Annotated in this window: 11 protein-coding genes and 1 pseudogene; 8 read left to right on the top strand and 4 right to left on the bottom strand. The window is 45.8% G+C overall.

Annotated features, from left to right (window positions below; genetic code table 11):
- The first annotated feature begins 37 nt into the window (after window positions 1–37).
- The 6 genes from BCT27_RS06915 (at window position 38) to BCT27_RS06890 (ending at window position 5,222) form a co-directional block, all read left to right on the top strand.
- Window positions 38–1,063 (top strand): GGDEF domain-containing protein, encoded by a 1,026-nt coding sequence (locus tag BCT27_RS06915; RefSeq protein WP_102395373.1) that lies wholly within the window; start codon window positions 38–40, stop codon window positions 1,061–1,063.
- A gap of 205 nt (window positions 1,064–1,268) precedes the next feature.
- Window positions 1,269–1,442 carry a hypothetical protein gene (locus BCT27_RS25630; protein WP_181163567.1) on the top strand — a complete coding sequence of 58 codons (174 nt, stop codon included), beginning with the start codon at window positions 1,269–1,271 and terminating at the stop codon, window positions 1,440–1,442.
- Between the two features lie 104 nt (window positions 1,443–1,546).
- Window positions 1,547–1,813: a YihD family protein gene (locus BCT27_RS06905; RefSeq protein WP_102309685.1), complete on the top strand. Its 267-nt coding sequence runs from the start codon at window positions 1,547–1,549 to the stop codon at window positions 1,811–1,813.
- Window positions 1,814–2,049: 236 nt separating this feature from the next.
- On the top strand, window positions 2,050–3,477 hold the full coding sequence (gene ccoG, locus BCT27_RS06900; protein ID WP_102390272.1) for a cytochrome c oxidase accessory protein CcoG: 1,428 nt from the start codon (window positions 2,050–2,052) through the stop codon (window positions 3,475–3,477).
- A 122-nt stretch (window positions 3,478–3,599) separates the two neighbouring features.
- Window positions 3,600–4,586, top strand: coding sequence for a serine/threonine protein kinase (locus tag BCT27_RS06895; RefSeq protein WP_074927772.1), 987 nt, complete (start codon window positions 3,600–3,602; stop codon window positions 4,584–4,586).
- Window positions 4,587–4,619: 33 nt separating this feature from the next.
- Window positions 4,620–5,222 (top strand): thiol:disulfide interchange protein DsbA/DsbL, encoded by a 603-nt coding sequence (locus tag BCT27_RS06890; RefSeq protein WP_017014581.1) that lies wholly within the window; start codon window positions 4,620–4,622, stop codon window positions 5,220–5,222.
- Window positions 5,223–5,289: 67 nt separating this feature from the next.
- On the opposite strand, the gene BCT27_RS06885 is transcribed toward BCT27_RS06890, so the two are convergent.
- Both BCT27_RS06885 and BCT27_RS06880 read right to left on the bottom strand, forming a co-directional pair.
- The gene (locus BCT27_RS06885; protein ID WP_102395372.1) at window positions 5,290–6,207 is read right to left on the bottom strand and encodes an acyltransferase; all 918 of its coding nucleotides are present in this window, start codon (window positions 6,205–6,207) and stop codon (window positions 5,290–5,292) included.
- A 118-nt stretch (window positions 6,208–6,325) separates the two neighbouring features.
- Window positions 6,326–7,213 (bottom strand): annotated as a pseudogene (locus BCT27_RS06880) (YifB family Mg chelatase-like AAA ATPase); the annotation flags it as partial.
- Between the two features lie 42 nt (window positions 7,214–7,255).
- On the opposite strand from BCT27_RS06880, the gene BCT27_RS06875 reads away from it, so the two are divergent.
- Entirely contained in the window at window positions 7,256–8,803 is a 1,548-nt protein-coding gene (locus tag BCT27_RS06875) for a recombinase family protein (protein ID WP_017005303.1), read from the top strand.
- 788 nt (window positions 8,804–9,591) lie between these two features.
- Here the strand turns inward: BCT27_RS06875 and BCT27_RS06865 are convergent.
- The gene (locus BCT27_RS06865; protein ID WP_017005301.1) at window positions 9,592–10,551 is read right to left on the bottom strand and encodes a ParB N-terminal domain-containing protein; all 960 of its coding nucleotides are present in this window, start codon (window positions 10,549–10,551) and stop codon (window positions 9,592–9,594) included.
- A gap of 7 nt (window positions 10,552–10,558) precedes the next feature.
- The gene (locus tag BCT27_RS06860) at window positions 10,559–11,113 is read right to left on the bottom strand and encodes a recombinase family protein (protein WP_017005300.1); all 555 of its coding nucleotides are present in this window, start codon (window positions 11,111–11,113) and stop codon (window positions 10,559–10,561) included.
- A gap of 358 nt (window positions 11,114–11,471) precedes the next feature.
- Here BCT27_RS06860 and BCT27_RS06855 point away from each other — a divergent pair, with 358 nt between their 5' ends.
- Window positions 11,472–12,314 (top strand): DUF3800 domain-containing protein, encoded by an 843-nt coding sequence (locus BCT27_RS06855; RefSeq protein ID WP_017005299.1) that lies wholly within the window; start codon window positions 11,472–11,474, stop codon window positions 12,312–12,314.
- Window positions 12,315–12,503: the final 189 nt, after the last annotated feature.

Below are 12,503 nucleotides of genomic sequence, written 5' to 3'. Positions count from 1 at the left end.
ACACATTCCACTTTATATAACGGAGAATAAGCCAGCTATGTCTAACGATTCATTTGCGCTATCCGCTGGGTATTTAAAGAAACTCGTTCCACTCATGATGAAGTATCAGGTGCCTGCAAATCCTAAAAATTATGCACTTTGGTATACCTATATTGCCAACACAGATGAAGCCTTAACGAAAGCGATGAACGAGTCGCTTCAATCGTCGGGCTCAGTCAGCCTAGAACAATGCACTGAGCTCTATGAAGCGCATATTGCTGATGGGCAAAATGAAGGCATTCAAGCAGCACAAGAAGGCTTTGAAGCATTAGCCCTTGAGATCAGCAACACCATGGTTGATACCATGAAAGACACGGATGTGTTTCAGGGCACATTGGAGAAAACCTTTTCGCAATTGGCACGTCTTGATGAAGAAGCCATGAGCACGGAAGAAACCATTGCCGTGGTGCGAAAAGCGTTAAAAGGTTCAAAAGAAATCCGCCAATCCACCAGCTTCTTTAAGAACCAACTGGCAGACGCCCAAAAAGAAATTGATCGCCTTAAGGAAACATTGGCAGAGGCCAACGAACAAGCCTTTAACGATGCACTGACGGGCATCTTAAACCGCCGTTCGTTCGACAAGCACCTCGATAAACTCATCGCATCGCCGCCCGAGCGCGGATTTTGCTTACTGATTTGCGATCTCGACCATTTCAAAAGCTTCAATGATACCTACGGCCACCTCATGGGCGATCAGGTACTGAAGCTTACGGCAAAGCGTCTTGCTCAGTTCTGCCGTGAAGGCATAGAAGCATTTCGTTATGGTGGTGAAGAGTTTGCCTTGCTCGTCCCTAACCGCCCTCTTGGAGGGGGAGGTCGCGTGGCCGAAACCATTCGCGCCAGCATCGATAAATTGGCCATCAAAGACAAGAAAACAGGCTCGAAACTCGACAACATCACGGTGTCCATCGGTGTTGCGCAGTTCGAAACAGGGGAAAGCCCGCGCAATCTAATCAGCCGCGCAGATGCGCAATTGTATGAGGCGAAAAACTTGGGCAGAAACCGCGTTATGCCGATCACATAACGATCCAAATACCGTAAAGAAAAAGCCGCATTTGCGGCTTTTTTTATTTTTTTAACTTGATGCTTTTTTAAACGATTTATTTTTGTTATGCTCCGCGCGAAATTACACGTCAGAGTGAAAAAACAGCAAGGCTATCAGCCATCGGAACCCCTGGTTCACTCTGCTATTAACCCCGTCATGGATGCGCGAAAACTGAGAAACTTAAATGCGCCCTGTAACTGTTCGCACCGTCCGCGTTACTCGTACACCAGCACGTATGCGTTCTACTTCGTTTGCTCCAACGTTCAAAGCGTCACCAAAGACATCAACACCTGATTTGACGTTAATCCGTCCAAATCCAGTGTTGAGTACCGATGCGCCAGCGGACGAAGCGGCATAAGACGACATAGCTTGCACATAGTGATTCTGGTACTGTATGGCGAATAAGCCATACAAAAACCAAGGCTATTTTTAACACTGTGTTAGCCCAATTTGGAGTCTTCAATGAAATGTCATCGCGTTAACGAACTGATCGAACTGCTTCACCCTGAGTGGCAGAAAGAACCAGAGCTGAATCTGATGCAAATGATCAGCAAACTTGCCGAAGAAGCAGGCTATGAAGGTCAACTCGACGCACTCACCGATGATGTGCTGATCTATCATCTAAAAATGCGTAACAGCAGCAAAGATGAAATGATCCCCGGTCTTGCGAAAGATTGCGAAAACGACTTCAAAACTGCCATTTTGCGCGCTCGCGGAATTATCGACTAAACGTAGCGTGTAAAGTTGCCAAGAAAAGCGAAACCCATGGGTTTCGCTTTTTTATTTTAAAACAATCATCTGTTCCTCAAGCCTTGTCTAGGCGTCCAAGCATTATCCCACCACCCGCACAGAATGTCGGCAATCTGCTACGGTATAATCTTCGGTCTATGATTAAAGAACACCGACAACGTATCGGTGTGTCGCATTGTCGGGATTGCCCGTTTTACCCAAGGAAAGCAGGTGTCATGAGCAAGGAAAAAATCGACATCAAAGATGTCACGCCCAAAGAATTTAATCCCAAAACCCATAAAGGTAGCGGTGATCGTTTTAACCCTAGCAACCGCATTTATGTTCGTGCTGCGAAAGGGGTCTTCCAGAAGCTGCGCCAAAAGATGGGGTGGTTTTTCATGCTGCTCTTCTTACTCACTCCATGGATTTCCTACGGTGACCGACAAGCCATTCTGATCGACATTGGCAAACAACAGTTCAATTTTTTCGGCACAACCCTTTGGCCACAAGATTTGACATTGCTTGCTGTGGTGCTGATGGTGGCCGCCTTTGGCCTCTTTTTTGTCACCACCTTCCTTGGGCGAGTCTGGTGCGGATACCTCTGTCCTCAAACGGTGTGGACCTTCATCTACATTTGGTTTGAGGAAAAGCTCGAAGGACCCGCGAACAAACGCCGCTCACAAGATAAAAAGCCCATGACCCGGGATTTGTTGGCCAGAAAAACGCTGAAGCATATTTGTTGGTTTGCCGTTGCCTTACTAACCGGCCTCACCTTCGTTGGCTACTTCGTCCCAGTCAAAACGCTTTTCGCGGAGTTTTTCACCTTCTCAAGCAGTTTCTGGATTGTGTTCTGGGTACTTTTCTTCAGTGTTTGTACCTACGGCAATGCTGGCTGGATGCGCTCTATCATGTGTATCCACATCTGCCCCTATGCACGATTCCAGTCAGCCATGTTCGACAAAGACACCTTTATCGTGGGTTATGACAAAGCCCGCGGTGAAGCACGTGGTCCAAGGCCTCGTAAGAAAGACCCTAAAGACTTGGGCTTGGGTGATTGCGTTGACTGCAACCTCTGTGTGCAGGTGTGCCCGACCGGTATCGACATTCGCGATGGTCTTCAATACGAATGCATCAACTGCGGCGCGTGTATTGATGCCTGTGACGACACCATGGATCGCATGAACTATTCTCACGGTCTCATCAGCTATACCACGGAACATAAGCTCGCTGGCCATTCTGTGGATGTGATGCGCCCCAAATTGATTGGCTATGGCATCGTCATGGTGGCCATGTTCGTCATGTTCTTCTATTTCCTCAATGCGGTTCAGCCGATGGGATTGGATGTTATTCGTGATAGAACACAGCTGTTTAAAACCAACACTGATGGGCTGATTGAAAACACCTACACCTTGAAAATTCTGAATAAGACGCAGCAATCAGAAACCTACAATATCTCGGTAACGGGCCTTGAGGGCATTGAGTGGTACGGCAAACAGCAAGTGACGCTGAGCGCAGGCGAAATTTACACCTTGCCAGTCAGCCTTGCAGTGGACCCTTATGAGCTCGAAAAACCCATCGCCAACATTATGTTTATGCTTGAACGCCAATCAGGGGATGACAAAAAAACGCTGTCTACTGAAAGCCGCTTTATCAGCAAGCTCTAAGCATTACACGCACATCTAAAACACAAAGGGCGCACCTCGCGCCCTTTTATTTTGTATACCCATACAGTGATGCCAATCTCTGATACCATCAAGCTCTCTCTTATCACAAAGCAAGTGACCCTATGAGCGACGCGCAATTTAGCTTCGAGCACCTCACCCCTGACACTTTGATTGATGCATTAGAATCCGTCGGTGTTCGCCCTGAATCTGGGCTTTTAGCGCTTAACAGCTACGAAAACCGCGTATACCAATTTCAAGATGAAGATCGTAAACGCTTCGTCACCAAGTTCTACCGCCCACAACGCTGGAGCAACGCACAAATTTTAGAAGAGCATCAGTTCACCAAAGAACTTGAAGAGTCTGAAATCCCCGTTGCTGTGCCTATTGAAATCGATGGAACAACACTGTTCGAACATGCAGGTTATCGGTTTGCGCTGTTTCCAAGTGTCGGCGGCCGCACCTTTGAAGTCGATAACTGGGATCAACTCGAAATGGTTGGCCGTTTCATGGGCCGCATTCATCAAGTGGGTTCACGCGCGTCATTCACTGATCGCCCAACCATTGGCCTTGATGAGTACCTCTACCAGCCACGGAAAGTATTGGAAAACAGCGAATTCATTCCCATGCACCTTGAGAACGCGTTCTTTTCCGATCTCGATCGTCTTATCAATGTACTGGAAAGCCGCTGGACAACAGACTGGCAGCCAATTCGCCTGCACGGTGATTGCCACCCAAGCAACATTCTGTGGCGTGATGGCCCGATGTTTGTCGACTTAGACGATTCTCGCAATGGTCCTGCCATCCAAGATATTTGGATGATGCTCAACGGCGACCGCCATGACCGCTTGGCGCAACTGGACACCATTGCTGAGGCCTATGAGGAGTTTCACGATTTTCCTCATCATCAATTGCAACTAATCGAGCCTTTACGTGGTCTCAGAATGGTTCACTATATGGCATGGCTGGCAAAACGTTGGCAAGATCCGGCTTTTCCTCGTGCATTCCCTTGGTTTGCTGAGGCAAAATACTGGGAAAATCAGGTGCTCGCCTTTAAAGAACAATTAGCTGCTCTTGAGGAAACGCCTCTGTCGCTGTCGCCGCAGTGGTAAGCAGCATTATAACTATCAGGGAGAAAGACATTTATGTTAAAAAAATTGTTTGCGATGGCCGCTGTTGCCATGCTGGCCTTCTCTGCGCACGCTGCGCGTTTTAATGCGGGTGAGGACTATCAAGTTCTTGATCTGCCAAAAACACAATCACCAACGGTGACCGAATTTTTCTCTTTCTACTGCCCACATTGCTACAAAAGTGAAGGCTTAATGGAAGAGTTGAAAAAGAAAATCCCTGAGAATGCGACTTTCCAAAAGAGTCATGTTTCCTTCATGGGTGGCAACATGGGTAAGGCACTGAGCAAAGCGTACGCGACCGCAGTGATGCTTGATGCAGAAGACGCCATGGTACCGGTCATTTTCAACCGCATTCACCTACTTCAAAAGCCACCGCGTGATGAAGCAGAAGTGCGTCAGATGTTCATCGACGAAGGTGTAGATGCGAAGAAATTCGACGGCACCTACAACAGCTTTGCGGTCAACGCGATGGCAAACCGTTTTGATAAAGGCTTCAACGATTCAGGCCTGCGCGGTGTGCCCGCTGTGATTGTTAACGGCAAATACCACGTGACGCCAAAAACCATCAAATCAACAGATGACTATTTCGCCTTGGTTAATTTCCTGCTGACGCAATAAGTCGCTGCAAATATCCAAATGCAGAAAAGGGGCCTTGAGCCCCTTTTTCATTTCCATTGCATGCGTTTCACACCACGGCATCGGCTTGTCGTCTTTCTACACGCTTGTGTATTGGCAGCTCTCCATAAATCGCAGACAGCTCATCATCTTTTTCTTCCCAACGCTGATGAAGCCATTGCTGAAATTGACGCTTGAACGTTTTGTCATTGAAATAATCCCCTTTTACCGCGCTATCAAGCGGCAAGGTATGAATGCGCACAACGATCTTTTTCATCTTCCCTGATAGCAAGTCTTTAAAGGGAAAGGCTCGGTTTTCTGGGTAAGCCAAGGTGACGTTAATAATGGCATCAAATTGCTCCCCCATTGCCCCAAGCGTATAAGCAATACCGCCCGTTTTAGGTGACAACAAATGACGATAAGGGGAATGGGTGGCATGCCTTTTTTCTTCTGTGAATCGCGTGCCTTCGACAAAATTCACCACGGTGGTGGGTGTGTGGCGAAAGCGCTCGCAGGATTTTCTCGTGGTCTTAAGATCACAGCCTCGTTTTTCAGGGTGCTTGAGCAAATACTGGCGGGAATAGCGCTTCATAAAGGGCATATCCACAGCCCAACACGCGAGCCCCAAGAAAGGCACATACAGCAATTGCTGTTTAAGGAAGAACTTCGCCATGGGAATGCGATGTCTAAACACAGAAAAGACAACGACGATGTCCGCCCAACTCATGTGGTTGGCGATCAACAAATACCATTGCTCTTTACTGAGCGACTCACCACCTTGTATGTCCCATTCCACGTTTGACGTTAGGTTAACCAGCCTATGATTGAGCGTGGCCCATACCCACATAATGCCGTTACAGGCACGCGTAATGGCGCGCTGCAATGCAGGCACAGGGAGCAGCATTTTTAACAACGCAAGGCAGCAGATAAGAACAGATGCCACCGCGGTGTTTAAACACACAAAAATAACGTTGAAGAAAAGTATCAAGGCGACGTGTCCACGCACAGACTAGGGATAGTTATCAGGCGTCATAATACGTCGACCGAATAAAAAACACCATTCAGTAGAAAGTGGTCAAATGAGTGCATAAGCCCCCATTTCACAGCTAACTCGCCATGGCGGTGAGTTGTTTCAACAACCTATCCATCGAACGATAACCCAGGGCCTCAGCAAGATGTCCGCGTTTTATATGTGGCTCTCCCGCTAAATCCGCAATGGTTCGCGCGACTTTGATAATGCGGTGATACGCACGAATCGACAACCCTAAGCGGTGTAGTGCCGTTTCGAGAAAATCCGCATCCTCTTTTGCTAACGGACAATAGGTTTCAATCTCTCGACTTGAAAGCAGGCAATTGGGCTTCCCCGCTCTCGCTAACATCACAGCACGTGCCTTTTCCACGCGCGCTTTGACGATGTCTGTCGTCTCACCACGATCGCCCCCTTCGGCTAACGTGCCTCTTGGCAAGGCAGGGATTTCAATCGACAGATCAAAACGATCTAAAAACGGTCCAGAGAGTCGATTCAAATACTTCAAGGTTGCCTGTGGATTGGATCGAGACAGCTTGCCTTCATAATGCCCGGTAGGGCTAGGGTTGAGCGCGCCAATCAATTGAAAGCGGGCAGGAAAGCAGGTTTTACTGTTCGCACGGGAAATGACAATCTCCCCCGACTCCAACGGCTCTCGAAGAGAATCAAGCACTTTGCGTTCAAACTCGGGCATCTCGTCTAAAAACAAAAGGCCGTTGTGCGCGAGTGATATTTCGCCTGGTTTTGGGGTTGTACCACCGCCAACCAGGGCGGGCATCGAACTCGAGTGATGCGGTGTTCGAAAGGGGCGCTTTTTCCAATTCCCTTCGTGCAATGGTCGTTCCGTCAGCGAGGTGATCGCCGCGGTTTCTAATGCTTCAGCATCGCTCATGGGCGGCAGCAAATCCGCCATGCGCGATGCCAACATGGTTTTGCCCGTGCCTGGAGGCCCAAGAAACAAGCAATTAAGGATACAATAGACCCATAGTACTTTAGGCATTAGATGTAGATGGAAAAAGCATACAGTTACATTCGTTTCAGTACCAAGGGGCAGATTGAAGGGCGCAGCCTACAGCGGCAATCAGAGACCGCTAATAGATACGCAGAAGAACATGGTCTAGCGCTTCAACCACTGTCATTCCAAGACCTAGGCGTTAGCGGCTTTAAAGGTAGAAACAGTGAACAGGGTGCATTGTCCCATTTCATTGATGCGGTCAAAGAGGGAGCAATATCGGAGGGCAGTTGGCTACTGCTAGAAAGTTTCGACCGCATGAGTCGTCAACCCGTTGAGAAATCAATGCGCCTACTAATGGAACTCGTAGACCTAGGCATTAACGTTGTTACTCTCATGGATAATCAGGTCTACAAGAAAGGTCAACTGGATATGACTAAGCTGATTATCTCACTTGTCATCATGAGTAGAGCGCATGAGGAATCAGCATCAAAGAGCAAGCGTCTCGCTGACGCATGGCATGCTAAACAAGCGATAGCCCACGAGAAGCCTTTAGGTGCTCATTTACCAGCATGGCTTGAATATAACGAAGACAAGACCGCAATCACCGTGAACGTTATGAAAGCAGCCATCGTGAAATACATGTTTATGTTATCGGCAGATGGCTATGGTCGAGTTGCTTTAATCAGACGTTTAAACACTGAGGGAATCAAGCCAATAGGCAGTAGAGCTAAACAATGGCATATCTCGTACGTCACAAAGCTACTAAACGGTACTTCTGTTCTAGGTGAGTATATTCCTCACATTACGAACAAGCTCGGTGAGCGAGTTCCTACAGGCAATATATTGAAGGACTACTATCCACAAATCATTGATAAAGACCTCTGGCATAGAGCACAAGCAGCAACACAAGCGAGACGAAAAGGCGGCACAGGGGCAATCCGTAACGGTAAGACCAAGAATATATTCTCTGGCTTTGTTAGTTGTGAGTGTGGGTCTACAGTCCAATTCGTAAACAAAGGGACATCAGATAAAGGCGGTTATTATCTTGTATGTGGCACTGCCAGACATGGCGCAGGGTGTAAATATGTAGGTCACCGCTACTACTCGGTTCAATGGGTTGTACTTATCGCATTGCAAAAACTACTAACCACCTTTGCAAACAAGCCAAACGACAACGCAAAGGAAATGCAGTTAGAGGGTGAGCTAGTAGGACTCGAAAAGAAAGTATCAAACCTTATTAGTGACTTAGAAGAGAATGGGTCTAGCACTTACATCAGTACAGCCATTAGGAAAGCCGAGCAGCGTGTAGAAGCTATCAAGCAGGAGCTAATCGACCTCCAAAGCCTCAAAGTGATTGAAGATGATTACGTAGATTTAGAGGAAGTGACAGCTAAAATCAATGAAGATTCTGAGCGTTTGAGATTGCATCAGTACCTCAAGAGACACATTGAAACCGTCGTGTTGCACCGATGCAAAGAGCGGATAGATATCAAAGTCAAAAACGGCGATAACATTCACCTGAGATACACACCATCAGATGATACATGGGAGAGTGATTCTGGTGTCAGATTCAAAGTGACTTTTGATACTCGCTGGGGCTAGTTTCGAGGGCTGCCTCTCTAAAAAGTTTGGTAGCCTTATTTTTTAATAATCTATTGTGGTATCCATTTGTGACTATCATCCTTTCAAACTGATGCCATGCTTATTACTCGACCTGAAGTAGTGTGTTTTTTATTGTTAGCTATACCTTCGATTTCGCATGCAGACTGGAAAGAAGCTGATTATGTAAATCGCTACTGTATGGGGAAAGTCGAATACGTATTACCTGACCGAACTCGTATTGACTGTTTGACTGAGACACACGCAATAGAGTTTGATTTCGGAAGGAAATGGGCTGAAGCACTAGGGCAGTCTGTTTATTACAGCGCACAGACAGGGAAAAGAGCTGGCATTGTTCTAATACTCGATACTAGGACTGAAGTCAGGTATCTCAATCGCTTAAGACTAGCTGTAGAGCATGCTGGTATTGACGTTGATATTAGTATTGCCCCCCTCCAAGAGACCATTAAAACAGGAAACAGCGGTGTTGTTACCCCCTTGAATGGGGGGGAGTAGGTAGGCCTCTAGATAAACATCTCGATTGCATCGTCTGGTGACTTATACACAAAACGTATTTTATTTTCTCGCTACTTTTTAGTGACTAGCGTCTAATAATCATCCTGACAACATCAATGACTAATAGGTCTCACAGAGAAGGACTCTCAGCCTCTTATCGCTACACTGTTGTGTACACCTTTGAGTTCTCCCACTGTACACATGTGTACACCCTGAGCAAACAGTGAACCCATGAGGTTCTTGTAGGACACCCACAGGTTCACAAACGTTACAGCTTAGAATTCATCATCTTCAATTATATCTACCTTAGTGCGATCCCAGTCTTCAGGGACTTCATCAGCCTCAACTGAACCAGCTTGCTCTAGCCACTTACTTCGCTTAGAAACAGAAATACCAAGACCGCTACCAATAACAGCCTTTCTCAAGCCCTCCCTAAAGAAATCCTCATCGTAATCTTTAAGTAGCCTGTTAATTCGCTCCTCAACGCTGTTAATTTGGTGTTTTTGCCATTCCTCGTTATCCATATCCCTTGGTGTGAAATCCTTGCCAGTAACAGCATCTGACAGCCTTCTCACTTTAGGAAAACCATGGGTATCCCAAATGCTTCTAGGGAGGTAGTAGTTTGATTCAAGACCGAATTGAAGATGCTCTATGAAATCTGTCAGCTTTGAGAAGTCAGCTACTACTTTCCCTTTGATAGCCTTGTTACAAGCTTTAAGTGCTCGTGATACATGGTTTGCTTGACCACGACTACAGCCTAGCTCTTTTACAATTTCAGAAACAGATAACTCAAACCTGTTAGCCACTACCAAGGCGCGAAACTTTGATTGTCCCTGTTCTTCAGGTGTAACACCTACACCATGGTCTTGATTCATTTGTTGTGCGGCTTCAAAAGCCTCTTGATACGTCCTATTGCGGATAATGCGAGAGCGAATCATTAGGTCAGATTCAGGTTCTTCTTTGAAGTAAGCGAGGCAAGCACCTGTTCGATGGAAACCATCAACAACATACTTTTTATCATCTACCTCAAATACAGTAATTGGCTGTTTTATTCCTACGCCATTACGAAGGCCTTCTAGGATTGCTTCATCCTGAGCTGCTTGCTTAATCTCTTGGGCTGCTCTCAGTCTCTTATCCCTAATGAGCGTTGTGTCCCTAGCTTGCATTGCTGGGTCAAGGGTTAACGCTCTAGGGTCTAAATAGCTAAAATAGCTGTCTTCAATGTACTGTTTCATTCATTACCTATTCAGCAGCAAGAGCACGCTGCACCGTTGAGAGGGACACTCCCACTTCAGAGGCAATCTTCCTTAATGACACTCCGTCTGCTCTAAGTTGTTTGATTTGCTGGTGGTTGTTCTGATTTGTTGGTCGTCCTTTGTATTTACCAGCGGCTTTAGCTTTCACAATGCCTTCCTGTCGTCTCTCTTGAATCATGGACAACTCAAACTGAGCAACTGCTCCAAGCATATTCAGCATTAGCTCAGACATTGGGTCTGACCCACCAGCATTAAACGAAAGGCTCTCTTTGTGAAACCTGACGTTCACACCTTGATTGTTCCAGCCGCTAACCAACTCTTTCAGATCAACAAGATTACGAGCTAAACGGTCAATGCTATGAACATGAACACAATCGCCTTCTCTAATGTATGTTTTGAGGTCTTCTAGGGCTGGTCTTGTAACAGTTCCACCACTGCATTTATCAATGAACGTCTTATCAAAAGACAGTCCCGTATCTGCTAGCTGGCGGTCTGTGTTCTGTTCCGCTGTAGAAACACGTAGGTAGGCAATGTGAGCCATTATGTGTACCCGTAAAGGTCTAAGATGCTGCAAATAATAATGTGGTCATAATTATAAAGCAAGTCTTACGGGTACGGCATTGGTGGTTTTTGGGTGTGCTCGTTTGGGTATACCTAACCAGCACAAGTACATCGATCTAGATTCGCTATTAACAGAAGTGGAAAAATAATCTTATCCACAGAAGTCTAAAAAAAGTCGACCATATCACAACAAACACAGGGAAAATGGAAATTTCTGTGCATAACTATCAGTTATACTACACATACACACAGAAATACCCACAAAGTGACTTGTAGTGTGTTTACGAGAGCTGAAGTGTTTAGTAATATATTTGAGACAAAAAGAACAAGGACTAACCATGAAAGCCGCACCTGAGACTTATTTTTTATTCATTGATGATAGTGGGTCTCCCTGTCCAGATAGGATTGAACCGCAAAGAAGAGATGGCCTTGATGCATTTGCGTTGGGTGGTTTCTTGATTCAGGAGAAGGAGGTGGAGCGTGTAAAAGAACTCCACAAAGCACTGATGGTTAGCCAAGGGTTTGAATGTCCTGAAGGAACTTTTAAGCATCATTTACATTCAACAAAAATCAGATGCAAGAAAAAGCACTTTGATGTGCTTAAAGACCAAAACAGGGAAGCAGCATTTATTGATGCTCTAAACTCATTCATTTGTGAATTACCAATCATTGCACATGCCTGTGTAGTTGATCGACAGGCTTATCGTCTTCGCTATGATGGTGTATATCAAGATAAATGGGGTCTATGTCGAAGTGCCTATCAAATATTAATTGAGAGAGCAGTTAAATTTGTTCGTTCCGTTGGAGGGCGAAAGCTAATTGTTTATGTTGAAAAAACAGGGCCAAAAGAAGATAGGAAGATTCAGAACTATCACGATAACTTGCTAACTCAAGGAATGGAGTTTGATGTAGGTAGGAGTTCGACATACTCACCAATAGGAGGTGATGAGATAAGTGCCATTGTAAGCAAAAAAGTAAAATTTCAAACTAAAGATAGTAGGCTCATGCAGATAGCCGATCTCGTTCTCTATCCCTTAATTAAGGCAGGGTACAATCCAGAATATCCCCCATATAAGCTGTTAATGCAGAACAAGAAGGTCGTAGATTGTGTTGTCGAAGACATATCGTCCATGGGAGTTAAGTACTATTGCTTCCCCCCAGAAAGACAAAAAGCCACATAAAGTGGCTTAAGTCCCGCCGTACCTGACGACGCGTGACCCTAATTGGTCTGATTTAACTTTAAGTTAACTATGCTCGAAAATCAATACATTATTGACTCATAATTGACAATGTAGCCAAAAAATCTGACATCACTTTCGATAAATCAAAGACTTAAAGCTATGGGCATATTAACTCTTCCAGCTAGTTAA

Source organism: Enterovibrio norvegicus (assembly GCF_002876705.1).
GTDB classification, from domain to species: domain Bacteria; phylum Pseudomonadota; class Gammaproteobacteria; order Enterobacterales; family Vibrionaceae; genus Enterovibrio; species Enterovibrio norvegicus_B.
Note: the sequence above shows the minus strand (reverse complement) of the source record. Positions and strands in the feature narration are given on the sequence as shown.